The following is a 25,026-nucleotide window of genomic DNA, read 5'->3' as shown; positions in this document are numbered from 1 at the left end:
GTGCTCGCGTTGAAGCCGCTGGCGAGCAGGTCGTACACCGCGTCGGCGTACAGCCGGGCGGTGGCCTTGTCGGACGAGCCGCCGTAGCGGGCGATCAGGCCGTACCACTGGTTGACGTCGTCGCGCTGCGCCGCGGTGAGCCCGGCCTGATCGGCGTACGAGCGCAGCACCGCCGCCGCGCCGGCGACGTTCGCCGCGTCCCGGGTGCGCAGTGCGGTGCGGTCCAGTCGGGCGCGGCTCACGGCCTCGTCGAGGGTCCGCACCTTCGGGTTGCTGGTCAGGTGCATCACGCCGTACCCGCCGGAGCTGCTGGGCTCGCCGTGGTGACTGTCCAGCCGGGTCTCCGCGTAACCGAGCGCGGCGAGCAGGTCGCGTGGCACGTCGGACCGGGCCGCCGCCTGGTCGAAGGCGCCGGCGAGGGTCTGCGCGCCCTGCTGCGGTGCGGCCTGGGCCGGCTGGCCGGTCAGGCCGATCATCATGATCATTGCGCCGCCGAGCAGCTGGCTCACCCGACGCGGGGGTCTGCGAACAGTCACCGTCACTCCTCGTGACTACGAGGGCGACCGTGATCATGTCGCCCGGATTGCCGCACCATATAGCGCGACGCGCGTCTATGTCGAGACCTTGCATCGGATTGGATGGTGGTGAAGAATTCCTTCATCCGTGGCCCTCGGGGGCGGCGTCGGTGTGCCGCCTGGCGCCCGGGACGCCCAGCCCCCGCCGCGCGGCCGGGACATCGACAGGGATTGACATACCGCTTCGCGCGCGCCGAGGATGGCCTCGCCGGACACCGTCACCCTCCTTCCGCCAGGTCGTGACGTCGCAGACCTGGCGCGTGGCCGGCAGAAGGGTCGACAGATGCGTGCCTGCTCAGGTCCCCGGTGGCGCCGCCGCCTTCCCGTACCGGCCGCGCTGGCCGCCGCCACGGCCGTGGTGCTGCTGGTCAGCCCGGCCTCGGCAGTCGTGCCCGCCGCCGAGACCCCCGTCGGGCTCGTCCGGGAAGCCGGCGAGGAGGCGAACGTCGTCGAGGTGCTGCTCACCGGCACCGCCCAGCTCGACGCCCTCGTCGCCACGGGCGTCGACCTCGACCACCACGTCTCCCGCACCGGGAGCGGTGTCGTCGCGCACGCGGTCGTCACCGCAGGTGAGTCCGCCGCGTTGACCGCCGCCGGCTTCACCCTCGGCAAGGTGCTGCACCGCCCCGCCGACGCCCGGGCCCGGGTCGCCCAGCGCGAGGCGACCATTGCCGGGCACGTCGCGCAGAACCGGGAGTTCGCCGCCGACGCGGCCGGCCTGACCGCGTCCGCCGTCGCCGACGTCAAGATCATCCGGGCGGACTGGTACACCTCCGGAACGGAGCAGGTCCTCTCCGTCGAGGCCAAGTGGGCGCGGGGCCAGACGGCCACCGACACCCTGACCGTCGAGCGGGACAGCGGCCCGGGCACCGCGATCGGCTCCGGCGGGACGCAGACCATCTCCCGCTTCGTCGACGCCGGCGTCTACCTCTACCACCGCGGCGCCGCGCCGGTGACCAGCCGGCCCGACCGGATCCGGATCACCAGCCCCACCGGCGACGTGACGGTCGCGAAGGTGCGGGAGTGGCTGCCGACCCCGGGCAGCGGCCCCGAGGGGCCGGGCTACCAGAAGGACTTCGTCACCAGTTACCTGACGCCCACCGAGCTGTACGCGCGGATCCGCCAACTCGCGGCCCAGTTCCCGCGGCTGGCCCAGGTCGTCGAGCTGCCGCACAGGACCAACGGCTACCGGCGGCACGCCCAGGCGGTCCTGGGGGCCGCCGCCGACAGCCGCGTCGCGGTGGACTCCCTGGCCTGGGGCCACCAGGGCGGCAACGACGTCTCCGTGGAACTCGCCGACCCCGGCGCGGCCGACAGCCCGCTGTCGGTGACCGTCACCGGCCCGGCCGTCCGGGTCACCCTCGGCACCGACGCCACCGGCGGGGTCACCAGCACCGCCGCCCAGGTCGTCGCGGCCCTCAACGCCGAGGCCGGCACGCTGCTGCGGGCGTACGCCTACCGCGGCAGCCCGGGCACCGGCGTGGTCGCGCCGGCCGCGCGGACCCCGCTCAGCGACGGGCTGAGCGCCCCGGCGAGCGTCTCGCGCGACCCGCACCCGGTATACGCCATCCGGATCGGCAAGCACCGCGACGGCTCGAAGCTCGGCGTGCTCGCCTACGCCCAGGAACACGCCCGCGAATGGGTCCCCCCGTTGGTGACCGTCGAGACCGCCGAGCGGCTGCTGCGCAACTACGCCACCGACCGGCAGACCCGGGAGCTGCTCGACAACCTCGACATCTGGATCGCCCCGTCGGTCAACCCCGACGGCGGGCACTACTCCTTCTACGACTTCAACTCCCAGCGCAAGAACATGACAAACCACTGCCCGACGACGAGGGCGGCCGACTTCCTGGCCCGCAACTCCTGGGGCGTGGACAACAACCGCAACTACAGCGAGTACAGCCTCTTCGACGGCTACTCGGGGGCGTCGGCGAGCTGCACCAGCGGCACATACGCCGGGCCGGGCGAGCTCTCCGAGCCGGAGAACCGCAACCTCGACTGGCTGGCCGCCCGCCCGAACGTCAAGTTCTCGATGAACCTGCACTCCTCGGGCAACTACTTCATGTGGTCGCCGGGGGCGTACGCGCTGCCCGGCCGGGTCTCCGCGCCCCGGCCGACCCTCGCCCAGGAGGCGGCCTTCTGGGGCGCCTCGTCACGGATCCTCGCGGCCATCAAGCGGCACCGCAACATGGCGGTCACCCCGGCCCGCACCGGCCCCATCTCCGACGTGCTCTACTCGGCGGCCGGCAACTCCGGTGACATGCTCTGGTACAAGTACGGCATCTACGCCTGGAACTTCGAGGTCGGCACGTCGTTCCAGCCCGAGTGGGACGAGGCGCACTCCGAGGCGATGGAGTTCGCCAACGGCCTGGTCGAGATGCTGCGGGTGGCGCGGGACTTCGCCAAGGACCGGACCCGGCCGCGCAGCTCGCTGACGGTCGCGCCGAGCGCGACGCCCGGCATGGTGGACGTGACGTTCTCCACCAGCGAACCGGCGGCCGTCTTCTACACCCTCGACCGGGCCGCCCCCACGTACGCGTCGACGCTCTACGGCTCGGCGGGCATCCGGGAGGGCGGGGAGACGCTGACCGTCGCGGCGGGCACCCGGGTGCACTGGTTCTCAGTGGACTCGGCGGGCAACGTGGAGAACAACTACCGCCCCGACGGCAACGGCCGCAACTACCGCAAGGGCACCGCCGTCCTGCCCCGGCGCTGACGGCCGGGTCACGACCCGGGGGTACGTCGGGTCCCGACCCGGCGCACCCCCGGGTCGCGTGTCGTTCCCGCCCCGCGCGGGGCGGTACCCCCGTCGCGTGTCGTCTCCGCCGTGCCCGCCATCGCGCCGGCTCCCACCGCATGATCGGTTACGGTGGTGGCCGGCGGCGGATGCCGACAGGGGAAGGGACGGCGGGATGGGTGCACTGTTGGCCCTGGCCCTCGGCGGCCTGGCGGTGGTCGTCCTCGCCAACGCCCTGGCCCGCCGCACCAACCTGCCGGCCTCGGTGCTGCTGGTCCTCGCCGGGATCGGCTACGGCTACCTGCCCGGCCCGAACCTGGAGCTCGACCCCGAGGTCGTGCTCTACCTGGTGATCCCCCCGCTGCTCTACGCCGCCGCCCTGCAGTCGAGCCTGACCGCGCTGCGCCGCAACGCCCGGACCGTGGTCGGCCTGTCGGTGGCGCTCGTCCTGGTCACCGCGCTCGCCGTGGGCTTCGGCCTCAACGCGGTGGTGGCGGCCGTCCCGCTGAGCTTCGCCATCGCCGTCGGCGCGGCCGTCTCCCCGCCGGACCCGGTGGCGGCGCTGTCGATCGGTCGGCGCGCCGGCATGTCGCCCCGGCTGACCACGCTGGTCGAGGGGGAGGGGCTGCTCAACGACGCGACCGCCCTGACGATCCTCCAGGTCGCCGTGGCGACGGCGGTCGGCGGCCGGTTCTCCGTCGGGCACGCCGTGGGTGACTTCCTGTTCGTCGCCGCCGGTGGACTGGCCGTCGGGATGGCCGTGGCGTGGGTCATCGCCCGCCTGCGCGCGGTGGCGTCCGACCCGCTGACCGACAACGCCCTGTCCCTGGGAACCCCGTTCGCCGCCTACGTGGCGGCCGAGAGCGTGCACGTCTCCGGGGTCCTGGCGGTCGTCGTGGCCGGCCTCTGGCTGGGCCACCGCAGCGCTTCCCTGCAGTCCAGCGGCGCACGGTTGCAGACCCGGTCGGTGTGGCACCTGGTGGAGTACCTCCTCGAGGGCTACGTGTTCCTGCTCATCGGCCAGCAGCTGCCCGCCGTCGTACGCGGCCTGGCCGCCTACGACCTCGGCACCGTCGTCGCGGCGTCGGCCGTCACCGTCGGCATCGTGCTGCTGGTGCGCCCGCTGTGGCTGCTGGCGGGCGCGCACCTGCCCGCCCGGATGCATGCCCGCCTCGGCGGCGACCCCCGCCCCGACAACCCGCCGTTGTCCGGTCGGGAACTACTCGCGCTGAGCTGGGCGGGCACCCGGGGCGTCATCACCCTCGCGGCGGTGTTCACCCTGCCGGCGAGCACGCCCGCCCGGGACCTGCTGTTGTTCTGCGCATACCTGGTGGTGCTGGTCACCCTCGTCGGCCAGGGCCTGACCTTCGCCCCGCTGCTGCGCCGCCTGCGGCTGCCGGGCACCGACGTGAGCCGGGCGCTGACCCGCAACGAGGCCCGCGCCGCCGCGACGCGGGCCGCCCTCGACCGGCTGACCGCCCTCGCGGAGGCCGAACCCGGCATCCGCGACGTCGCCGCCCCGCTGCGCCGGGCCGCCGAGGGCCGCCACCAGCGCTACACCGAACGGGTGGCCCTGCTCTCCACCGTCGAGGACCAGGTGGTGCCGATCGACGACCGCTATCGCCTGGCCCTGCGGGCCCGCCGGGAGATGATCACCGCCGAGCGGGACGAGCTGCTCGCCTGGCGGGACGCCGGTCGGCTGGCCGACGCCGACATGCGCGTCCTGGAGCGGGACCTGGACCACGAGGAGAGCATGCTGCCGTCGTTGCCCCCGTCGTGACCGCTCCCGAGCGCCGGCCGTGGCCGTCGGGTCGGGCGGCGACGACCCGGCGGTTCAGTCCGGCAGCAGCGGCATCTCCGGGCCGGGGTCGCGGCCCAGCAGCACCGCCCGGGTGAGGGCGGCCGACCCGAACCGGTCGCGCACCGCGTCCACGGCCGCGTCCAGGTCCGCCCCCGGATCGCGCGCGAACGGCAGTGGCGGCTGGACGGGGGAGTCGTCCAGGTTCCCGACCGACACGCCGAGCAGGGTCACGCCCCGCCGTTCGATCTCGGGCAGTGCGGCCCGCAGCAGCGCCCGTGCCGCGGCGAGCAGCGGGGCCGTGTCGGCGGTCGCCTTGGCCACCGTGTGGGAGCGGGTCGCGCGGGTGTAGTCGCCGAAACGTAGCCGCAGCGTCACCGTCCGGCCGGCTCGCGTCGCCGCCCGCATGCGCCGCGTCACCCGGTCGACCAGACCGGCGAGGACCGCCTCCAGCTCGGCGGGGGAGTGCCCGCCGGCGGCGAGGGCGTGCTGCCCGCCCATCGAGCCGCGCCGGCGGCCGACCTGCACCGGCCGGGGGTCGCGCAGGTGCGCCAGCGCGTGCAGGTGCCGACCGGCGCCCGCGCCGAGCAGCGAGACCAGGGTGGCCTCGCCGAGGCGGGCGACCTGCCCGACCGTGCGGATGCGCCGCTCGCGCAGCTTCGCCGCGGTCACCGGCCCGACGCCCCACAGCCGCTCCACGCCGAGCGGGTGCAGGAACGCCAGCTCCCCGTCCGGGGCGACGACCAGCAGGCCGTCGGGCTTGGCGACGCCGCTGGCCACCTTGGCGAGGAACTTCGTGCGGGCCACGCCCACGGTGATCGGCAGGCCGACCCGCTCGCGCACCTGCCGGCGCAACCGGTCGGCGATGTCGGCGGGCGGGCCGACCAGCCGCCACAGGCCGCCCACGTCGAGGAACGCCTCGTCGATGGAGAGCCCCTCGACGATCGGGGTGGTCTCCCGGAAGATATCGAACACCGCCCGGCTCGCCGCCGTGTAGGCCGCCATCCTCGGCGGCACGACGATCGCCTCGGGGCAGAGCCGCCGGGCCTGCCGGCCGCCCATCGCGCTGCGCACGCCCCGGGCCTTCGCCTCGTAACTGCAGGCGAGGGCCACGCCGCCGCCGACGATCACCGGCCGGCCGCGCAGGCGCGGGTCGTCGCGCTGCTCGACCGACGCGTAGAACGCGTCCAGGTCGGCGTGCAGGATGCTGGCCTCGCGCGACACGAACACATGTTCGCACGGAAGCCCGCGACGGCGGCGCTGACCTGCCCGAACACCGCCGGGCGGGCACCTCCGGAGGCGCCGGGGCCGCGCGACCGACCGGCGCGACGGCGGGGGTGGCGGCGACGGCGAGGGCGGCCAGCGCCTACAGTTCGTCGAACGGGCGGGCGTAGGCGAACGCGCCCCGGATCGACGGCCGCCAGGCGCTCAGCGGGCGGGCCATGAAGTAGCGCGGTCCCCACGGCTGCGGCGGGGTGACGCCGAGGTCGACCGCCGGGCGGAACCCGAAGCGCGGGTAGTAGTCGGGGTGCCCGAGCAGCACCACCAGGGCCTCCTCGCGCGCGTCGGCCGCGCCGAGCACCGCGTGCATCAGCGCGGAGCCGACCCCGCGCCGCTGCCAGGCCGGCAGTACGCCGAGCGGCCCCAACCCCAGCGCGACCGGCTCGCCGGCGACCCGGCCCCGGGTGCACACCACGTGCCCGACCACCCGCCCGGCGTCGTCCGCCGCGACGAGGGAGAGGGCCGGCAGCCATCCGTCGTCGGCCCGCAGCGCGTCCACCAACCCTGCCTCGACGGGTACGGCGTCCGGCTTCTCCGGGTCGGCGAAGGCGGCCAGGTGCACCGCCCGGATCGCGTCGACGTCGGCGGGGGTCTCGCGTCTGATCAGCACCGGGCCACGATAGGCGCGGCCGTGCACCCGACGCGCGCCATTAACGGCGTCGCCCGCTCATCCCGTGGGCCGCCGACGCCGGGCGCGGGCGGCGACGATCCGGTGCACCGCCACCAGCGGCAGCACCCCGACCGGGTACCAGGCCAGATCGACCGGGTCGAACTGCACCCCGAGCGCGAGCCGCGCCAGCGGGCTGCGCGCCGACAGCGCCGCCGGTACCCCGGTCAACTGCGACAACTCGACCGCCCAGCAGAAGGCGATCGCGACCGCGCCGGCCACCGGCGGCGACAGCCGCGGCCGGAGGAACAACACGCCGGCCCAGACCACGCAGGCGTACAGTGCGGTGCCGGAGTGCTGTTCGAGGCCGCCGCCGGCCGGCGCGCGCACGACGAGGGCGACGAGCACGAAGAGGACGGCCGCGGCGAGCATCAGGAGCCGGCACCGCAGAGAGGTGATCGACATTCCGGCGATGCTAGGTGTCCGCCCGCAGCGGCCAGGAACTCCGCGTGTACTCGTGTGGCGCGTCGCGGACGGTCAGGACATCGCGGTCGGCGAGGGTGGGGCGGTGCCGCCCTGGGGAGCCTCCGCCGTCATCAGCCGGACGATCTCCGCCCGGTCGGCGGGGGACGGCAGTCCCCACCCGGGGCGGTAGCCGTACACCTCGTGCAGCGGGTAAGCGGCGGTGCGCCCGTCGAGGATCTCGACCGCGTCGGTGTCGATCAGGCCCGGGTGCTCGACGCCGCACGCCTCGGCGACCTTGACCAGGTCCCGGCGCAGCGTACGGATGTAGTTCGCCGCGCGGACCGACTTCGAGGCCGGGTCCACGCCTCGGACGAGCCACGGGTTCTGGGTGGCGACGCCGGTGGGGCAGGTGTCGGTGTGGCACTTCTGGGCCTGGATGCAGCCGATCGCCAGCATCGCCTCCCGGCCGACGTTGACCAGGTCGCAACCGAGCGCGAAGGCGACCACCGCGTTGTCGGGCAGGCCGAGCTTGCCCGCGCCGGCGAACACCACCTGCTCGTGCAGGTCGCGCTCGGCGAAGACCTTGTAGACCCGGGCGAAGCCCTGCTGGAACGGCAGCGACACCGAGTCGGTGAAGATCAGCGGCGCGGCGCCGGTGCCGCCCTCGCCGCCGTCGACGGTGACGAAGTCGACCCCGCGCCCCGTGTCGCGCATCAGGGTGGCCAGTTCCTCCCAGAAGCCCAGGTCGCCGACGGCGGACTTGATGCCGACCGGCAGGCCGGTCTCGGCGGCGAGCAACTCCACCCAGTCCAGCAGGCTGTCGCAGTCGGAGAACTCGGCGTGCCGCGACGGGCTGACGCAGTCGCGCCCCTGCGGGATGCCCCGGGTCGCCGCGATCTCGGCGGAGACCTTGGCCGCCGGTAGGAGGCCGCCGAGACTGGGCTTCGCGCCCTGGCTGAGCTTGATCTCGAGCGCCCGCACCGGCGCGCCGGCGACCAGGTCCTTGAGCCGGTCGAGGCTGAACCGGCCGTGTTCGTCCCGGCAGCCGAAGTACGCGGTGCCGAGCTGGAAGATCAGGTCACCGCCCTTGCGGTGGTACGGCGACAGCCCGCCCTCGCCGGTGTTCTGCAGGCAGCCGGCCAGGGCGGCGCCCCGGTTGAGCGCCTGCACGGCGTTGCCCGACAGGGACCCGAAGCTCATTCCGGAGATGTTCACGACCGACTCGGGCCGGAACGCGTGGGCGCGCCCCCGGGCCGCGCCGAGCACCTTGGCGCACGGCAGCCGGACGTCGTGCCCGGCACCCGGCGTCGACGGCGGGACGGCCCGACCGAAGGTGCGGTGCTTGATGATGGGGTATCCGGGGGTGAACTCGATGTCGTTGTCGGTGCCGAAGCCGAAGTAGTTGTTCTCCTGCTTCGCCGACGCGTACACCCATCGGCGCTGGTCGCGGGTGAACGGCCGCTCCTCGTTGTTGCCGGCCACGATGTACTGGCGCAGCTCGGGCCCGATGGACTCCAGCAGGTACCGGGCCCGTCCGAGCACCGGGAAGTTGCGCAGCAGCGCGTGGTCGCGTTGCAGCAGGTCCCGCGCGGCCAGCGCGGCGACGGCGGCGGCGACGGCGGGTACGGCTCGACTGGCCCATTTCATGCCCGCCACTCTTTCCGCGACGGCCCCGGGCCAAACGACCCCGGGCGAACCGGCGGCGACCGATGCCGGCGGGCGGATCGAGGCCGGCCCCCACCGGGACGGTCGGGGCGGGGATCCGGGGCGGGGGCCGCTGGGGCGGGCGAACGCACCGGTGGGCGCGGCCGGCGGAACGCGAATGCGGACCCGAATTCACCTCCGACAGTCGCCATTCAATTTTAGAAATTGACGAATATTGTTCGAGTAAATAATTACCGGTGGGCAATTGTCTGGTCCTCTCGGGGGCGGTAGCATCGGTCGCACGGACACCCAACCCGAGTCGGCGACCTTCTGGCCGATGTGGATCTCACCGACTTCATCCATTTTCTCCGGGATATCGCATGAAGTTTGTCCAGTTGCTGTCGCGCCGATTCGGTAAGGGTGACTCCGGAACGGCTCCAACAATTTCCGGAACGATTCCGGAGGAAATGCGGGAGGTGCCGTACGTGACGCTATACGGCTGGGACGCCAGTGACTACGACGTCGACCGGGGGCTGACGGTCGACCGGATCCGGGAGGCCCGCGCGGCGGGCATCGACTTCATGACCTACAAGGGCACCGAGCAGTCCGTGGGGGGCACCTTCCACAGCCAGTACTACGGACTCATGCTGACCGCGGCCAAGGACGCCGGCATTCCCTTCCTGGGGATGTACGTCGTGGTGCACTCGGGTGTCTCCATCGAGGACCAGGTCAGGACGGCCATCGACTACGCCGATCGGCACACCTCCTGGTGGCGCGACTACGACCGGTTCTTCTGGCAGATCGACCTGGAGCGCTGGCCGACCGACGACGTGCCGTCGCGCGTCGGGGTCGAGGCGGCCCGGGAGTTGCAGGCGCGCAGCGGCAAGGTCGCGGTGATGTACGCCTCGCGCGGTCAGTACGGATCGGACGAGTTGGGCGACCATCCCCGCTGGAACGCCAATTACCCGTACCGGGTGGCGGAGCACTTCAAGGCCGCCTACGCGCGTGCGGGCGGCGATTCCGGGCCGGGTTGGGTCCGCTACGGCAGGCCGGAGATGATGCCGCGAATCTGGCAGTACACGGATTCGGCGATAATAGGTCGGCAACACACCTGCGATGCCGACGCCTTTCGTGGCACCGCCGAGGATTTCGCCGAAATGATCGGCGCACGAGCGCCGGAAGGGGACGACGAAGTGATCGCCAAGTTTATCAGCGGGACATACCGGGACGTGACGCTCGACGCCACCGACGCCTTCCACGCGATCCGCTGGGAAGACGGCGAATACCACTGGACCCTGCCCGAGGCCGGCATCGTCGGCGTGCAGGCCACGGTCGACCTGCGCGGGTTGCAGCGGGACGATCTCGTCCGGGTGCGGGCGGAGTACCTCGAGCCGGGCCATCCGGAGAGCGACACGCCGCTGCTGACGCAGGAGTTGGTGTCGATCAACCCGGACACCGCCGGTGGCGTCTTCGTCGTGAGCACCCCCGACGTCAACATCGAACTCCCAGAGCACAGCCAGATCCGCATCCAGGTGGCCGTGCGGCCCGGCGACGGCGACACCACCCGCCGGCTGTCGTACGGCGACCTCACCCGGGTCAGCATGGTGCTGTTCCGGCTGCCCGGGTGAGGTCGCGTCCATAGGGGCCGGCGCGCGGTGGTCAGGTCACCGCCGGTGCTGGGTCAGTGGCGCAACGACCGGCGCACGATGCCGCCGACGAGCGCGCACCAGGTGTCGAGGTCCAGCTTGCCGTGGGCCGGCAGGCCGTGGCGCCGCTGGATGTCCTTGACGGCCATCCTGGTCGGGTGGTCGTACTCGCCGGTGACGGCGACCTCGGGGTGACTCTGGAAGTTCAGCAGGAACTGCACGGCGTTGACGGGCAGGCCAACGGCGTCCTTGCCCAACTCCGGCACCAGGGTCTCCCAGGTGGGCGCGGTGAGGGTGGCGTCGACGTCGACCGGGATGCCGTTGCGCTGCTGCCAGTCCTGCACGGCCGCGACGGTGGCGGCGTCGAAGACGCTGTTGACCGGCACGGGGTAGCCCCGGTGGGCCAGCAGGTACTGCGCCACCCGGACGCTGGGGGAGCCGACGAAGCGCCACAGGTCGGGCCAGCGGCGGGCCGGCACGTCGGCGAGGTCGGTGCCGAGTTCGGCGAACACCCGGCGGCGCAGGGTGGGGAACTGTCCGTAGAAGGCCGCCCCGGGGCACGCCGTGGTGCGGAAGTCCCAGTGGCCGAAGATGTCGTGGGCGTGCAGCCCGTACCGCCGGCAGATGGTCGCGCAGAGGGCGACCAGCGAGTCGAGCAGCGCCTCCGGCGGGGTCTCGGTGACGTACGTGCCCTCGTTCTCGATGCCGATGGCCCGGCCGTTCTCGCCGGGGCAGTGCGCCGAGATCATCTGGCGGTCGCCGGCCCGCAGCCGCTCCAGGCTGCCCCGGCGTCCCTCCAGCACGTAGCCGCCGCGGCTGATGGTGAAGTGCTGGCCGGTGTCGGACCAGCCGTTGCCGTCCATGTGCAGGTCCTGGCAGTCGCGGGCCAGCTTGATCCCCTGGGCCTCGGAGTAGTCGGTGACGTTGGGGAACGCCATGTGGTGCACGATGATCTTGTTGGTGGGGATGGCGCTGACCGCCAGCGGGTCCGCCGGTGGACGCGCGCCCCACTCGTCGCAGCCGTAGATCCAGTCCAGGTCGGTGCCGGGGTCCGCCCGCGCGGCGGACGGCAGGGCGAGCTGGCTGCCGACGACCGCGACCGTGGCGGCGCCGAGGCCGGCCCGCAGCAGGGTCCGGCGGTCCAGGGCGGAACTCTCGACGTGCATCGCATCTCCTCTGCGGCCGGAGCTGAGGGCGGGGCGGCCCCGTGAAAAGGAACTCCAGGCATCGCGTGTGCAGTGGAGGATATTGCCAAGGTTCGGCGCTGCGCCAGCCTCCTGCGCCTGGCAGGATGACGGCATGCGGCAGGGCGCGGTCGGCCACGTCCGGCTGGTCCAGCGCCAGGGGCGCGGCCTGGTCGAGAAGCGGATGGCGGAACCCTCCCGCCACGACACGGAGGTCCTCGCCCTGCGGGCACTCGCCCACACGGGCATGCCGGTTGCCGAGCTCGTCGAGGTCGGGCCGGGCTCGATCCTCATGACGCTCATGCCGGGCGAACGACTGGACAGCGAGCACGCCGACGTACGCCTCGACGGGCTCCGCGCCTCCGCGACACTGCTGCGTCGGCTCCACGGGCTGCGACCACCTGCCGGGCTGCCGGCCGCGCCGGACGACGCGCTGATCATCCGCCGCTACCGCGACGCCGGAGGCCCACCGCTTCCGCTCGCCGTTCCACCGGCCGACCGCACGGTGTTCTGCCACGGCGACTGGACCGACGGAAACCTCCTCGCCGCGGACGGCGACATCACCGCGGTCCTCGACTGGGAGGCGGCCCACCTGGGTGACCCGCTCAGGGAGCTGTCCCGCGCGGCCTGGGGCGCGGCGCGCAAGGACCCGCGGTCGTTCGACGCCCTCGTCGACGGGTACGGAGCCGACCCCGCCCGGGTGCGGGCCTGGTTACCGATCCACGCCGCCGAACTCTGGCTGTGGTTCGCCGAAGCCGGGCCGCCCGAATACCTCGAACAGCTCACCGGGGAACTGAGGAGCCTGCCGACGCGCGAGGACGAGGCGTGCCGCGCCCTCGTCGCCGGGACCTAGAGCACCTGGGAGAGGAACCGGCGCAGCCGGGGGTGCTGCGCCTCCTCGAAGATCGCGGCCGGCCCGCCGGCCTCCAGCACCACGCCGCGATCCATGAACGCGACGGTGTCGGCGACCTCCCGGGCGAAGCCCATCTCGTGGGTCACCACCACCATGGTCATGCCGTCGGCCGACAGCTCGGCCATCAGCGCGAGCACCCCCTTGACCAGTTCCGGGTCCAGCGCGGAGGTCGCCTCGTCGAAGAGCATCACCTGCGGGCGCAACGCCAGCGCGCGGGCGATCGCGACCCGTTGCTGCTGCCCGCCGGAGAGCTGCGCCGGCCGGGCGTCGGCCTTGGCCGCCAGCCCCACCAGCGCCAGGTGCTCGCGGGCGAGCGCCGCCGCCTCGTCCGCGTCGAGCTTGCGGATGCGGCGCAGCGCGAGGGTGATGTTGCGCAGCACGCTCATGTGCGGAAAGAGGTTGAACTGTTGGAAGACCATGCCGACCCGCTGCCGCAGGGCGTCCGGGTCGTCGCCGAGCACACTGCGCCCGTCGAGCAGCACGTCGCCGCGGTCGGGCTCGATGAGTCGGTTGATCGTGCGCAGCAGCGTGGACTTGCCCGACCCGGACGGGCCGATCACGCAGGCCGTCGCCCCGCGCGCCACGTCCAGGTCTACCCCGCGCAGCACCCGGTGTGCGCCGAAGGCCAGGTGTACGTCGCGGACGCTCAGGCTCACCGAGGTCGTCGTGTCGATGCTCATCGCTGGTTTCCTCCCGCCGCTCCCGGCAGCGCCAGGTCGAGGTCGTCGTCGGTGTCGTCGGGCGCGGCGGCCTGCCGGCCGTGCCGCAGCCGCCGGTCGATCCAGTTCACGGCGTGCGTCAGCGGCACGGTCAGCACCAGGTAGCACAGCCCGGCCAGCAGCAGCGCCGACTGGTTGCCGGTGTTCGCCGCGTAGTCCTGCCCGATCCGGAACAGCTCCCGCTGGCTGGCCAGCAGGCCGAGGAAGTAGACCAGGCTGGAGTCCTTGATCAGCGCGATCAGCTGGTTCACCCAGGCCGGCAGCACCCGCCGGATGCCCTGCGGGACGATCACCAGGCGCATCGCCTCGCCCCAGGACAGGCCCAGCGCCCGGGCCCCCTCCAGTTGGGCGGCCTCCACCGACTGGATGCCGGAGCGGAAGATCTCTCCGATGTAGGCCGCCGCGATCAGCGACAGTGCCAGGATGCCGAGGGGATACGGGTTGGGCCCCCACACCTGCATGCCCAGCGGCGCCAGGCCGACGCCGATGAGCAGGATCGTCGCCGCCGCGGGCAGGCCGCGGAACACGTCGGTGTAGACCCGCGCCGGCCACCGCAACCATCGGGTACGCGAGATGCCCGCGACGGCCAGCGCCATGCCCAGCACCGAGCCGAGCAGGGCGGCGGAGATCGCCAGGATCAGCGTGTTGGGCAGCCCCACCGTCAGCATCTCGGGCAGCGCCTCGCGCATGGAGTCCGCGTCGAAGAAGGTCTCCCACAGGGTGCTCAACGGATCCATCGTCTCTCCTACCGCCCCGCTCGCTCGTCGTCGTACGTGTCAGGAGGTGGCCGCGGCCGACGGCACCGGGACCGTGCCACTGCCCGGCGTGAAGTCGGCCGGGATCTGCCGGCCCGGGTAGTACTGGGCCTGCAGGCGGCTCCACGTGCCGTCCGCGATCACCTCGTCGAGGCCCCGGTTCAGCGCCTCGCGCAGCTTGTCGTTGCCCCTGGCGACCGCGTACGCCGTGGGGGACGGGCTGAGCAGCTTGGCCGCGACCGTGATCTTGCCGCCGCTGTCGGCGGCCGACTTGTCCCCGATCTCGGCGGGGGCGATCCAGGCGTCGGCGGTGCCGGCCTTGAGCTGGTTGATCGCCCCGTTGTAGTCGGGCACCCGGACCGGGTCGAGCCCCTCGCCGGTGGCGTAGTCGTCCTGGACGGTGCCCTGCACCACCACGACCCGCTTGCCGGCGAGCTGGTCGAATCCGCTGATCGACGAGCCGGCCGGCACGTCGAGTCCGAAGTGGCCGAAGTCGTAGCCGTTGCCGAAGTCGACTGTCTTCTTCCGCGCCTCGGTGATCGTGATGGAGGAGCTGCCGACGTCGAACTTGCGGTTGTTGACCTGGGAGAGCAGGGCGGAGAAGTCGGTGCCGACGAACTCGACCTTCAGCCCGACCTTCGCCGCGACCGCGGTGAGCAGGTCGTTGTCGAAGCCGGTGAACTTGCCGTCCTTGAGATAGACGTTCGGCGGGGCGTCGGTGAGCGTGCCGGTGCGCAGCACGCCCGGCTGGAGCAGGCCGTACGGGTTGTCGGCCGCGCCGGCCGCGTCGTCGCCGCAGCCGGTCAGGGCGGTGGCGGCGAGAGCGGCGGCCACGCCGAGGGCGGCGGCCCGGGTCAGGGAGGTAAGGATGCGCACGGGTGTCTCCGAGGGTGTGGTCCGGCGGCGGGCACGGGCGTGCCGCGCCGGCGGGACGCCCGATGGGCGTACCGCTGAAGGAGGTGGTGCCGGTGAGGGAGGGGGAATGCGCGCCTAGCGCGGGTCGCCAAGGCGACAGGAGGTGGCGCAGACCCGCATCGTGTCGACGTGGCGGCGCCGGGTCAGGCCCGGCGACGTCGGGGCCACGACGGAAACCGTCGGCGATGAACAGGTGCGAAAGGACATGGCTCTCCTCGGTCGCTGACGACCCGGGAACCAGGCCGCGCTTGCACCGGAGCTGCTCCGGTGCCTGGTCTTCACCCGGGGCACCCCTGCGCGGACGAGGGTTGCCGGCCAGCGAGCCGGGGCTTGACGCTGGCGCTCATGACCTGCCGAGGAGGCTAGCGCCCGCCTCGGGTGGCCGTCCAGTCGCTATGACCACGCTCACCCGCGACCGCGTGCGGGCCGGCGCCGGTGCGGACGGGCCCCGCGCAGCGCCACCCGGAAATCACGCGCCCCCACGCCCCCCGGTGCCGCGTCTAGACTGCCCACGTGATCGCGTTGCGCCTCGCCGCCGCCGCGTACGGCCAGTGGAGCACCCCCGCGCTTCCGTTGTACGGCGACGACCACGAACGCTCCGACTTCGCTCCCTGACCGGCCCGGCGCCGCGCGCCCCCCGGTCCATTTCCCCGCCACCGTCCGGGAGCGTCCATCATGCCCGTGCCCGAGGAAGCCGCACTCGTACCGACCGCCGACCCTCCGCCGGCCGGCGGAGCAGCCGCCGACCCCACCGACACCTCCGCCCTCGCGGTGCTCCGGGCGCCACAGACCGCCCGGGTCCTGGCGGCCAGCCTGCTCGGCCGTATGCCGTTCGGCGCGGCCCCCCTGGCCCTGCTGGTGTTCGCCCGGGAGACGATGACGCTCACCGTGGCCGGCCTGCTGGTCGGCGCGTTCACCGCCGGCACGGCGGTGGGCCAGCCGATGCTCGCCCGGATGGCGGACCGCTGGCGCCAGCCGCCGGTGCTGTGGCTGGCCGTGACGGTGTCGACGGTCGGCTTCGCGCTCATCGCCCTGCACGTCGACCTGCCGATGGCCGTCCTCGGCGCCGCCCTGGCCGGGGCGGGGGCTCCGCCGTTCGAGTCGTGCCTGCGGGTGCTCTGGCGCGACCTGCTCCCCGCGCACCGCGTGCAGACCGCGTACACCCTGGACATCGCCGTCCAGGAGACGATCTTCATTCTCGGCCCGGTGGTGACGCTCGCCGCCGTGGGCCTGGCCGGCCCGGCCGGCGGCCTGGGCGCCGCCGCGCTCTTCCAGGCCGCCGGCACGGTCTGGTTCGCCACGACCGGCGCGGTCCGGCGCTGGCGGGGCGAGCCGGCGGTACGGCACTGGGCAGGTCCGCTGCGGGCCGGCCGGCTCCGGCTGCTCCTCGGGGCGCTGGTGCTGGTCGGCGCGGCGGTGGGCAGCGTGACCGTCGCCGCGACCGGGTACGCCGAGTCGGCGGGGGCGCGTTCCTGGGCGGGCTGGCTGCTCGCCGCGCAGGCCACGGGGGCGCTGACCGGCGGCCTGCTCTTCGTACGCTTCGGCGGGCTGCGCAGGCACGCCACCCTGCCCCGCGTGGTCGGGGTCTTCGCCGCCGGCTACCTGCCGTTGCTGCTCACCCCGGCTCCGGGCGTGATGCTGGCGCTGATGGCGCTCAGCGGGCTCGCGCTCCCGGCCCTGCTGACCATCGCCTTCGTCGCGCTCGACGACCTCGCGCCCGTTGGCACGGTGGCCGAGGCGTTCGCCTGGGCGGCGACGGCGTTCTCTGTCGGCAGCGCGGGCGGCGCGGCGGTGGCCGGGGCGCTGCTGGACGTCACGGGGGAGGTGACCGTCGGCTTCCTGATCGCTCCGCTGAGCGCCGCGGCGGCCTGTGGTGTCGCGCTGATGGGTGCCGGCAGGCCCGGCCAGGGCGGACGCACGCGGTGAAGCGGTGCCGGGTGACCGGTGTTTCCCCGCTCGCCGCCGGGGGTAGGTCGGGCCGGATGAACCCGGACAGCGTTGTGGAGGATTTCCGATGAGAGACGACTTCGGCGACGCGGTGGGGGACACGCTCCGGTCGGTGCTGCTGTTCCTGCCCAGGGCGGTCGCCTTCGTGGCCATCCTGGTGGCCGGCTGGCTGATCGCCAAGGCCGTGCTGAAGATCGTGGGCAAGGTGCTCGAACGGGTGGGCTTCGACCGCGCCGTGGAGCGCGGCGGGATCCGCCGCGCCCTGGCCCGCTCCCGGTACGACGCCAGCGACCTCGTGGCCCGGCTCGCCTACTACGGGGTGCTGCTGGTGACCCTCCAGCTCGCCTTCGGCATCTGGGGCCCGAACCCGATCTCCGACCTGATCGCCGGTGTGATCGCCTGGCTGCCGCGCGCCTTCGTCGCGATCGTCATCGTCGTGGTCGCCGCGGCCATCGCCAACGCGGTGAAGGACATCATCAGCGGCGCCCTGGGCGGGTTGTCGTACGGCCGGGTCCTGGCCACGATCGCCTCCGTCTTCATCCTCGGCTTGGGCGTCATCGCCGCGCTCGACCAGATCGGCGTGGCCACCGCGGTCACGACGCCGGTGCTGATCGCGGTGCTGGCCACCGTCGGCGGCGTCCTCGTCGTCGGGGTGGGCGGCGGGCTGGTCCGTCCGATGCAGAGCCGCTGGGAGTCGTGGCTGGCCCGGGCCGAGCGGGAGTCGCGGCTGATCGCCACGCACGCCCGCGCCTACCAGGCCGGACGCCGCGACAGCGAGGCCCACCTCGGCACCCCGGCCAGCACCGGGGATCCGGAGGCGACCCAGGTGGTCTCCGCTCCGCGCGTCGGCGGTGACGCGGAGGCGACCCAGGTGGTCTCCGCTCCGCGGTTCGGCGGTGACCCGGACGCGACCCAGGTGGTGCCCGGCCCGCGCGTCGGCGGTGACGCGGACGCGACCCAGGTGGTCTCGCGCGACGCCACCGTGGCGGCCGGCGACATCGAGGCCACCATGGTCATCCCATCGGCCGACGGGGAGCAGCGCCGCCGCTGAGCACGCCCGCGTGAGGGCGGGATCCGGACCGGATCCCGCCCTCACGCGTGTCCGGGGACGGGCGTGACCGGCGCGGCTACCATCGCCGGCATGACATGGCGATGTTGACGCACTGCTAGGGGCCACTGCCGTGGGCCGCCGCGGTCGCCGTACGTCCGGCGTCCGCCTCGTCCCCACCGGAAGGCCCCCATGACTGTCCATTCTCCGCGTGTGTCCGACCCGCGCGTCCGCCGGCTGGCGGCGACCCTCTACGGGTACGCGTTCCTGACCGAACTGGTCCTGCTCTATCCGCTGTACGCGTTGCTGTTCAGCGACACCGGGCTGTCGCTGTGGCAGATCTCGTCGCTGTTCGTGATCTGGTCGGCTACCGGCGTCCTGCTGGAGGTGCCCTCCGGCGCGTTGGCCGACGCGCTCTCCCGGCGGCTGCTGCTCAGCCTCGCACCGCTGGCGACCGCCGCCGGTTTCGCGCTCTGGGTGCTCGCGCCCGGCTATCCGGCGTTCGCCGTCGGATTCGTGCTCTGGGGCGCCGGCGGGGCGCTCGCCTCGGGCGCGGTGGAGGCGCTGGTCTTCACCGAACTCGACCGCCTCGGTGCGGCCGGCCGGTACGCCCGCCTCAACGGTCGGGCGAAGAGCGCCGGGACGCTCGGCGTGCTCGTCTCGATCCTGTTGGCCGGGCCGGTGTTCGCCGTCGGCGGCTACCCGGCGGTGGGCGCGGCCAGCGTGCTCGCCTGCGTGCTGGCTGCCGCCGTCGCCACCCGGCTGCCCGAACACCGCCCCCGACCCGCCGTCCCCGGCGCTGATCTCACCGCCGCTCCCGCCGGCGACGCCCCCACCTCCGCCGGGGACGTCCCCGCCCCTGCCGGCGACGCCTTCGCCGGCGCCGCTGATGTCACCGCCGGCGACGTCGGGGCGGACGACGGCGCGGGGCTCGGCTGGTGGGCGAGCCTGCGCGCCGGGCTCGCCGAGGTCCGCGCCGACCGGGCCGTGCGGGCGGCGGTGCTGCTGGTCGCGGTGGTCGCGGCGGTCTGGGGCGCCCTGGACGAGTACACCCCGCTGCTGGCCCGCGACACCGGGGTCGGCGAGGCGGTGGTGCCGCTGCTGCTCCTGCTCGTCTGGGTCGGGGTGGTCGCGGGTGGTCTGCTGGCCCCGGTGGGGGAGCGGCTGACGGCCCGGGGTAACGCCGGCCTGCTGGCGCTGTCGGCCCTGGCCCTGGCCGCCGGGGCGCTGCTCGCCCGGCCGGTCGGCTTCGCGCTGGTCGCGGTCGCGTTCTGCGGCTTCCAACTCGCCACGGTGCTCGCCGACGCCCGGTTGCAGGCGCGGATCACCGGGCCGGCCCGGGCCACCGTCACCTCGCTCGCCGGGATGGCCACCGACGCGACGGTCATGGCGGCCTACGGCGGATACGGCCTGCTGGCCACCGGGGCCGGCAACGGGGTCGCGTTCGCGGTGGCCGCCGTGCCGTATCTGGCCGTGGCGCTGATCGTGGCCACCCGTGCCGACTTCGGGCGCGCGTCGACGGCCGCCGGCTGACCGGGCCGCCAGCGCACGCGGGCGCGGTGCGACGGTCGGGGGCGGCGGGAGACGGGGGACGGGTTCAGGCGCCGGCGGTCTCGCCGGTCTGCGCCCAGATCGAGCTCATCTCGTCGAAGGCCTGCTCCATGAGCTGGACCATCGCCCGCTGGGCGCGATCGCCGTCGCGGCGCTGGATCGCCTGGGCGACCTCGGCGTGCAGCTGGAGGGCCTGCTCGTGCGGGTGGTGCGGCATCAGGTGGTGCTGGTGACGGCCGGTCAGGACCTCCGCGATCAGATCCTGCAACCGGACGAACATCTCGTTGCCGGAGGCGACCAGGATCCTGCGGTGGAATTCTATGTCGAGCTGGAGGAAGCGCTCCTCGTCGCCGGCCTTGCCGGCGGCCCACATCTTCGCCGCCAGCCCGACCAGGTCGCTCGCCTCGTCGTGGCCGATCCGCCCGGCGGCGAGCCAGGCGGCGTGCGGCTCGATGGCCGTACGCAGCTCGGTGATCGAGCGGAGCTGGACGTTGCGGCCGGCCGAGGCAAGCCGCCAGCGGATGACCTGGGGATCGAAGACGTTCCAGTCCTCGGCGTGACGGATCATGACGCCGACGCGGCGACGGGTCTCGATGAAGCCGATCGAGGCGAGCACCCGCAGCACCTCGCGGACCACCGAGCGGGACACGGCGTACCGGTCGACCAGCTCGTCGATGTTGAGAACCGCTCCCGGCGCCAGCTCGCCGTCGCAGATGGCGGTGCCGAGGCGGTCGAGCACGCGGGCGTGCAGCCCTGCCTCAACCGGGGCGAGCTGGGCCGCAACAAGCCCCTTGGGGGACGATTCCACGCATCAGATCATATCAGTTGGAGCAACCCCTTGTATAAATCTGATTTTTCGGCCTAACATCCCGATGTTAAGCGGATGTAAACCGCGAGGTGGCGCCCACCCGACCGGGCGGCGGCCACGGCCCCGGCATAAGGAGTGATGGACGTGAGACGTCGAGCGGTTATCGGGACCTCCCTGGGGATGGTCGTCGCCCTCGGACTGTCCGCCTGTGGCGGCGGCGGGGACGACGCCGGCAGTTCGAACACCGTGCGTGTGACGCTGGTGAACCACGTCTGGTCGGAGAACATCAAGAAGGCCCTGCCGGAGTTCGAGAAGCAGTCGGGCCTGAAGGTGGAGGTCACCCAGCTCGGTGAGGACCAGCTCTCCGACCAGTACAACGTCAAGCTGAACGCCGGGTCCACCGACCTGGACGTGATGATGTACCGGCCGCTGCAGGAGGGGAGGCTGTTCGCCAAGAACAAGTACCTCGCCGACCTGACCGAGAAGAGCAAGTCGGACAGCGCGTTCGAGATCGCCGACTTCCAGTCCGGCCCGGTGCAGGCGACCACGTACGAGGACAAGGTGGTCGGCATGCCGATCATCACCGAGCAGGAGGTCCTCTACTACCGCAAGGACCTGCTGGAGAAGTCGGGCTTCACCGCCCCGCCGAAGAGCCTGGACGAGCTCAAGACGCAGGCCGCGAAGGTCGAGGCGGACAACCCGGGCGTGGCGGGCTTCGTGTCGCGTACCGGCAAGTCCGCCGCCGTCACCCAGTTCTCCAGCTTCCTCTTCAGCTTCGGCGGCGACTTCGTCGACGCCAGCGGCAAGGCCTCGGTCAACACCGAGCAGGCCAAGCAGGCGTACGCCTACTACGGCGGGCTGCTGCGTGAGCACGGTCCGGAGAACATCAGCACCGACATGAGCTGGTCCGAGGCGATGGCGATCTTCACCCAGGGCAAGGCGGCCTTCTACACCGAGGCCAACTCGCTCTACAAGAACGCCACCGACCCGGGCAAGTCGAAGATCTCCGAGACCGTCGGGTTCGCGGCCTTCCCGGCCGGCCCGGCCGGCTCGAAGCCGTACAACATCCCCTCCTGGGCGCTCGGCGTGAACGAGGCGTCGAAGAACCAGGACAACGCCTGGAAGTTCATCCAGTGGGCGGCCGGCAAGGAGCAGGCGCTGGCGCAGCAGAAGGCCGGCGTGCCCAGCGCCCGCACCTCCGTCTGGGAGAACCCGGAGGCGTCGGCGACCTACCCGAAGGACCTCGCCGAGGCCACCACGGTCAGCGCCGCCAACGGCGTGGGCCACGACCGGCCGCTGGTGGAGAAGGTCGCCCAGGCGCGGGAGATCGTCGGCCAGCCGATCGTCGACGCGATCACCGGCAAGGACGCGGCCGCCTCGGCGGACGCGGCGAACGAGGCGTTCCAGAAGTTCCTCGACGACGAGGCGAAGTAGCCCGAAGCGCAGGTGGCGGGGCCGGCCGGCCCCGCCACCCCGCGTCGGGACGCTGGCCCTGACCCACCCGGAGACCCCATGTCAGCCGTCACCACACCAGTCAAAAGATCGCCTGAGGCGTCCCCGGCCTCCCCGCAGACCTCGGCCTGGTCGCGCTGGGCCAACGAGCACCGCAAGTGGCTCTTCGCGGCACCCGCGATGCTGTTCGTCGCCGTGCTGATCGTCTTCCCCGTCGTCTGGACCGGGTACCTCAGCCTCACCGACGCCGAGGGTTCGGTTCGCGCCGAGAGCAGCTTCATCGGCCTGCAGAACTACCTCGACGTGCTCGGCGACACCGACCGGTTCTGGCCAGCCGTGTGGCGCACCGCCCTCTTCACCGGCGTGGTGCTCTTCTTCGAGGTCGTCCTCGGCATGGCGATCGCACTGCTGCTGTGGCGGCCGTTCCGTGGCGAGAAGTGGGTCCGCGTCGCGATCCTCCTGCCACTGGTGGCGACGCCGGTCGCGGTCGGCATGATGTGGCGGCTGATCTTCGATCCCAACATCGGCATGGCGAACCAGCTCCTCGGTTGGGTCGGCATCGACCCCCAGCCCTGGCTCTCCGGGCAGAACTCGGCCCTGCCGACGACGATGTTCATCGACATCTGGCAGTGGACGCCGATGGTCGTGCTGATCCTGCTCGCCGGCCTGACGTCGCTCTCCGACGAGCCGCAGGAGGCGGCGCTGATCGACGGGGCCAGCACCTGGCAGCGGTTCCGGCACGTCACCCTGCCGCTGCTGATGCCCACCGTGATCGTCGCGATCCTGCTGCGTGGCATCGACGCGCTGAAGACCTTCGACATCCTCTACGCCACCAAGGGGCGCGGTGGCGGGTCGTTCCACGAGGTGGAGACCCTCAACGTGTACGCCTACGGGCTCAGCTTCGACTACAACGACTACGGCGTCTCGTCGACCGTCCTCATCATCTTCTTCCTGATCATCATCGGGGTGATGTGGGCCCTGACCTACCGCAAGAAGGGGCTGAACCGATGAAGCTGCGCAGGCCGTACAAGGCTTTCCGGACGGTGGCCCTCGTCCTCGTGGTGCTGGCGCTCATCGCGCCGCTGGTCTGGATGGTCGCCGCGTCGCTGAAGACGAACGTCGACATCTACGACACCGACAAGGCGTTCGTCTTCTCCCCGACGTTCGACAACTACTCCAACGTCCTGCAGCAGGCGAACTACCTGCAGTTCATCGGCAACAGCCTCTGGGTCGCGTTCGCGGCCACCGTGCTGTCGTTGCTGCTCGGGGTGCCCGCCGCGTACTCGATGAGCCGCTTCAACATGAAGAAGTCCGCGCTCGTCGTGCTGATGGCGCGGGTGATCCCCGGCGTCTCGCTGCTGGTGCCCTGGTACTACGTCTTCTCGAACCTGCAGATGGTCGGCGGGTTCACCCCGCTGATCCTCAGCCACATGTTCGTGTCGCTGCCGCTGATCGTCTACATCATGATGGGCTACTTCGACGGCCTGCCGGCCGAACTCGAGGAGGCCGCGCTCGTCGACGGGCTGACCCACATCGGCGCGTTCCGGCGGATCACCCTGCCGCTGTCGGTGCCCGGCATCGCCACCGCCGGCATCCTGTCGTTCATCTTCTCCTGGAACAACTTCATGTTCGCCCTCGTGCTCTCCGGGGCCGACACCAAGACGCTCCCGGTCGCGATCTTCGACTTCGTCGGCTACGCCAGCATCGACTGGGGCGGCCTGATGGCGGCGGCCACCGTGGTCACCCTGCCCATCATGGTGATCGCCCTGTTCGTGCAGAAGTACGTCGTCTCCGGCCTCACCGCCGGCGCCACGAAGGGCTGAGGACACATGACCACGATCGCACGGGTGGAGACGTTCCTCGTCGCACCGCGCTGGCTGTTCGTCCGGGTCGAGACGTCCGACGGCGTCGTCGGCTGGGGCGAGGCGACCTGCGAGGGCCGCTCCGAGACGGTGCGCACCGCCGTCGACCAGCTCAGCGAGCTGCTCATCGGCCGAGACGCGCTGCGCATCGAGGACCACTGGCAGGTGATGACCAAGGGCTCGTTCTACCGGGGCGGGCCGATCCTGGCCAGCGCCGTCGCCGGGCTCGACCAGGCGCTGTGGGACATCGCCGGCAAGCACTTCGGCGCGCCGGTGCACCAGCTGCTCGGCGGCCCGGTGCGCGACCGGATCCGGGTCTACGGCTGGGTCGGCGGCGACGAGCCCGGCGAGGTGCGCGACCAGATCGCCGCCGCCGTCGCCTCGGGCCTGACCGCGGTGAAGATGAACGCCTCCGGCCGGATGAGCGCGGTCGCGTCCGTCGCGGAGCTCGACGCCGTGGTGGCGCGGGTGGCCGCCGCCCGCGAGGTGCTCGGCGACGAGCGGGACGTGGCGGTCGACTTCCACGGCCGGTTCACCCTCGCCAGCGCCCGCCGGGTCGCCCCGCTGCTCGAGCCCTACCGGCCGTTCTTCCTGGAAGAGCCGGTGGCCCCGGAGAACTCGCACCTCATCGGCGAGTTCGTCCGCTCCACCACCACCCCGGTGTCGACGGGGGAGCGGCTCTACAACCGGCAGGAGTTCCTGCCGGTGCTCCAGGCCGGCATCGCGGTCGCCCAGCCGGACCTCTCGCACGCCGGCGGCATCACCGAGGTCCGCAAGATCGCCGCGCTGGCCGAGGTGTACGACGTGCAGCTCGCCCCGCACTGCCCGCTCGGGCCGATCGCCCTGGCGGCCTGCCTGCAGGTCGGCTTCGCCACGCCCAACTACCTGATCCAGGAACAGAGCATCGGCATCCACTACAACCTCGGCGCCGAGGTGCTCGACTACTGCCTCGACAAGACCCCGCTGACGTTCGTCGACGGGTACGTCGAGCGGCTCACGGCACCCGGCCTCGGCATCGAGATCGACGAACACGCCGTACGCACGGCTGACAAGCGGGGACACGCGTGGCGCAGCCCGATGTGGCGGCACCGCGACGGCTCCTACGCGGAATGGTGATCG

Annotated in this window: 20 protein-coding genes and 1 riboswitch; of the genes, 11 read left to right on the top strand and 9 right to left on the bottom strand. The window is 72.6% G+C overall.

Annotated features, from left to right (window positions below; genetic code table 11):
• The first annotated feature begins 858 nt into the window (after positions 1–858).
• A complete protein-coding gene (locus tag ACQ452_RS15080; protein ID WP_433384542.1) occupies positions 859–3,291 on the top strand; it encodes a M14 family zinc carboxypeptidase in 2,433 nt (810 codons plus the stop codon).
• A gap of 196 nt (positions 3,292–3,487) precedes the next feature.
• Positions 3,488–5,092, top strand: a complete 1,605-nt coding sequence (locus tag ACQ452_RS15075) for a Na+/H+ antiporter (RefSeq protein ID WP_433384539.1) — start codon at positions 3,488–3,490, stop codon at positions 5,090–5,092.
• Positions 5,093–5,146: 54 nt separating this feature from the next.
• Here ACQ452_RS15075 and dinB read toward each other — a convergent pair whose 3' ends face one another.
• The 4 genes from dinB to ACQ452_RS15055 form a co-directional block, all read right to left on the bottom strand.
• On the bottom strand, positions 5,147–6,334 hold the full coding sequence (gene dinB, locus ACQ452_RS15070; protein ID WP_433384536.1) for a DNA polymerase IV: 1,188 nt from the start codon (positions 6,332–6,334) through the stop codon (positions 5,147–5,149).
• A gap of 142 nt (positions 6,335–6,476) precedes the next feature.
• Positions 6,477–7,001, bottom strand: coding sequence for a GNAT family N-acetyltransferase (locus tag ACQ452_RS15065; protein ID WP_433384533.1), 525 nt, complete (start codon positions 6,999–7,001; stop codon positions 6,477–6,479).
• Between the two features lie 57 nt (positions 7,002–7,058).
• Positions 7,059–7,463: a DUF2809 domain-containing protein gene (locus ACQ452_RS15060; RefSeq protein WP_433384530.1), complete on the bottom strand. Its 405-nt coding sequence runs from the start codon at positions 7,461–7,463 to the stop codon at positions 7,059–7,061.
• 72 nt (positions 7,464–7,535) lie between these two features.
• Positions 7,536–9,110 carry an FMN-binding glutamate synthase family protein gene (locus tag ACQ452_RS15055; protein ID WP_433384527.1) on the bottom strand — a complete coding sequence of 525 codons (1,575 nt, stop codon included), beginning with the start codon at positions 9,108–9,110 and terminating at the stop codon, positions 7,536–7,538.
• Positions 9,111–9,487: 377 nt separating this feature from the next.
• On the opposite strand from ACQ452_RS15055, the gene ACQ452_RS15050 reads away from it, so the two are divergent.
• Positions 9,488–10,735, top strand: a complete 1,248-nt coding sequence (locus tag ACQ452_RS15050; protein ID WP_433384524.1) for a hypothetical protein — start codon at positions 9,488–9,490, stop codon at positions 10,733–10,735.
• 53 nt (positions 10,736–10,788) lie between these two features.
• Here the strand turns inward: ACQ452_RS15050 and ACQ452_RS15045 are convergent, their stop codons facing one another.
• Positions 10,789–11,919 carry a peptidoglycan recognition protein family protein gene (locus ACQ452_RS15045; RefSeq protein ID WP_433384521.1) on the bottom strand — a complete coding sequence of 377 codons (1,131 nt, stop codon included), beginning with the start codon at positions 11,917–11,919 and terminating at the stop codon, positions 10,789–10,791.
• A gap of 133 nt (positions 11,920–12,052) precedes the next feature.
• Between ACQ452_RS15045 and ACQ452_RS15040 the strand changes: the two genes are divergently transcribed.
• Positions 12,053–12,790: a phosphotransferase family protein gene (locus tag ACQ452_RS15040; RefSeq protein ID WP_433384519.1), complete on the top strand. Its 738-nt coding sequence runs from the start codon at positions 12,053–12,055 to the stop codon at positions 12,788–12,790.
• Here the strand turns inward: ACQ452_RS15040 and ACQ452_RS15035 are convergent.
• From ACQ452_RS15035 to ACQ452_RS15025, 3 genes are read right to left on the bottom strand one after another with little or no spacing between them, the layout of a single operon-like run.
• Positions 12,787–13,524, bottom strand: coding sequence for an amino acid ABC transporter ATP-binding protein (locus tag ACQ452_RS15035; RefSeq protein ID WP_433394156.1), 738 nt, complete (start codon positions 13,522–13,524; stop codon positions 12,787–12,789). The genes ACQ452_RS15040 and ACQ452_RS15035 overlap by 4 nt on opposite strands.
• Before the next feature lie 2 nt (positions 13,525–13,526).
• On the bottom strand, positions 13,527–14,306 hold the full coding sequence (locus ACQ452_RS15030; protein WP_433384516.1) for an amino acid ABC transporter permease: 780 nt from the start codon (positions 14,304–14,306) through the stop codon (positions 13,527–13,529).
• A 39-nt stretch (positions 14,307–14,345) separates the two neighbouring features.
• Complete coding sequence (locus tag ACQ452_RS15025) at positions 14,346–15,200, bottom strand: ABC transporter substrate-binding protein (protein WP_433384513.1); 855 nt, start codon at positions 15,198–15,200, stop codon at positions 14,346–14,348.
• Positions 15,201–15,478: 278 nt separating this feature from the next.
• A riboswitch (SAM riboswitch) is annotated at positions 15,479–15,590 on the bottom strand.
• 324 nt (positions 15,591–15,914) lie between these two features.
• On the opposite strand from ACQ452_RS15025, the gene ACQ452_RS15020 reads away from it, so the two are divergent.
• The 3 genes from ACQ452_RS15020 to ACQ452_RS15010 all read left to right on the top strand — a co-directional run bounded on the left by ACQ452_RS15020 (position 15,915) and on the right by ACQ452_RS15010 (position 19,767).
• Entirely contained in the window at positions 15,915–17,165 is a 1,251-nt protein-coding gene (locus ACQ452_RS15020) for an MFS transporter (RefSeq protein ID WP_433384510.1), read from the top strand.
• An 88-nt stretch (positions 17,166–17,253) separates the two neighbouring features.
• On the top strand, positions 17,254–18,237 hold the full coding sequence (locus tag ACQ452_RS15015; protein ID WP_433384507.1) for a mechanosensitive ion channel family protein: 984 nt from the start codon (positions 17,254–17,256) through the stop codon (positions 18,235–18,237).
• A gap of 189 nt (positions 18,238–18,426) precedes the next feature.
• On the top strand, positions 18,427–19,767 hold the full coding sequence (locus ACQ452_RS15010) for an MFS transporter (RefSeq protein ID WP_433384504.1): 1,341 nt from the start codon (positions 18,427–18,429) through the stop codon (positions 19,765–19,767).
• A gap of 64 nt (positions 19,768–19,831) precedes the next feature.
• On the opposite strand, the gene ACQ452_RS15005 is transcribed toward ACQ452_RS15010, so the two are convergent.
• Positions 19,832–20,593 (bottom strand): FadR/GntR family transcriptional regulator, encoded by a 762-nt coding sequence (locus ACQ452_RS15005; protein WP_433384501.1) that lies wholly within the window; start codon positions 20,591–20,593, stop codon positions 19,832–19,834.
• Positions 20,594–20,737: 144 nt separating this feature from the next.
• Here ACQ452_RS15005 and ACQ452_RS15000 point away from each other — a divergent pair, with 144 nt between their 5' ends.
• The 4 genes from ACQ452_RS15000 (at position 20,738) to dgoD (ending at position 25,023) form a co-directional block, all read left to right on the top strand.
• On the top strand, positions 20,738–22,027 hold the full coding sequence (locus ACQ452_RS15000; RefSeq protein WP_433384498.1) for an ABC transporter substrate-binding protein: 1,290 nt from the start codon (positions 20,738–20,740) through the stop codon (positions 22,025–22,027).
• Positions 22,028–22,105: 78 nt separating this feature from the next.
• The gene (locus tag ACQ452_RS14995) at positions 22,106–23,056 is read left to right on the top strand and encodes a carbohydrate ABC transporter permease (RefSeq protein WP_433384495.1); all 951 of its coding nucleotides are present in this window, start codon (positions 22,106–22,108) and stop codon (positions 23,054–23,056) included.
• A complete protein-coding gene (locus tag ACQ452_RS14990) occupies positions 23,053–23,868 on the top strand; it encodes a carbohydrate ABC transporter permease (RefSeq protein ID WP_433384493.1) in 816 nt (271 codons plus the stop codon). Before ACQ452_RS14995 ends, ACQ452_RS14990 begins: the two co-directional genes overlap by 4 nt.
• A gap of 6 nt (positions 23,869–23,874) precedes the next feature.
• Positions 23,875–25,023 (top strand): galactonate dehydratase, encoded by a 1,149-nt coding sequence (gene dgoD, locus ACQ452_RS14985; protein ID WP_433384490.1) that lies wholly within the window; start codon positions 23,875–23,877, stop codon positions 25,021–25,023.
• The last annotated feature ends 3 nt before the right edge of the window (positions 25,024–25,026 follow it).

The sequence above is a fragment of the Micromonospora sp. KLBMP9576 genome (assembly GCF_050941805.1).
Lineage (GTDB): Bacteria > Actinomycetota > Actinomycetes > Mycobacteriales > Micromonosporaceae > Micromonospora.
This window is presented reverse-complemented; position numbering and strand designations above follow the sequence as displayed.

Bases quoted from the DNA above. Each gene is read 5' to 3' on its own strand.
- ACQ452_RS15080 (WP_433384542.1), top strand. From the start codon at position 859: ATGCGTGCCTGCTCAGGTCCCCGGTGGCGCCGCCGCCTTCCCGTACCG.
- ACQ452_RS15075 (WP_433384539.1), top strand. From the start codon at position 3,488: ATGGGTGCACTGTTGGCCCTGGCCCTCGGCGGCCTGGCGGTGGTCGTC.
- ACQ452_RS15060 (WP_433384530.1), bottom strand. From the start codon at position 7,463: ATGTCGATCACCTCTCTGCGGTGCCGGCTCCTGATGCTCGCCGCGGCC.
- ACQ452_RS15055 (WP_433384527.1), bottom strand. From the start codon at position 9,110: ATGAAATGGGCCAGTCGAGCCGTACCCGCCGTCGCCGCCGCCGTCGCC.
- ACQ452_RS15050 (WP_433384524.1), top strand. From the start codon at position 9,488: ATGAAGTTTGTCCAGTTGCTGTCGCGCCGATTCGGTAAGGGTGACTCC.
- ACQ452_RS15045 (WP_433384521.1), bottom strand. From the start codon at position 11,919: ATGCACGTCGAGAGTTCCGCCCTGGACCGCCGGACCCTGCTGCGGGCC.
- ACQ452_RS15040 (WP_433384519.1), top strand. From the start codon at position 12,053: ATGCGGCAGGGCGCGGTCGGCCACGTCCGGCTGGTCCAGCGCCAGGGG.
- ACQ452_RS15030 (WP_433384516.1), bottom strand. From the start codon at position 14,306: ATGGATCCGTTGAGCACCCTGTGGGAGACCTTCTTCGACGCGGACTCC.
- ACQ452_RS15020 (WP_433384510.1), top strand. From the start codon at position 15,915: ATGCCCGTGCCCGAGGAAGCCGCACTCGTACCGACCGCCGACCCTCCG.
- ACQ452_RS15015 (WP_433384507.1), top strand. From the start codon at position 17,254: ATGAGAGACGACTTCGGCGACGCGGTGGGGGACACGCTCCGGTCGGTG.
- ACQ452_RS15010 (WP_433384504.1), top strand. From the start codon at position 18,427: ATGACTGTCCATTCTCCGCGTGTGTCCGACCCGCGCGTCCGCCGGCTG.
- ACQ452_RS14995 (WP_433384495.1), top strand. From the start codon at position 22,106: ATGTCAGCCGTCACCACACCAGTCAAAAGATCGCCTGAGGCGTCCCCG.
- ACQ452_RS14990 (WP_433384493.1), top strand. From the start codon at position 23,053: ATGAAGCTGCGCAGGCCGTACAAGGCTTTCCGGACGGTGGCCCTCGTC.
- dgoD (WP_433384490.1), top strand. From the start codon at position 23,875: ATGACCACGATCGCACGGGTGGAGACGTTCCTCGTCGCACCGCGCTGG.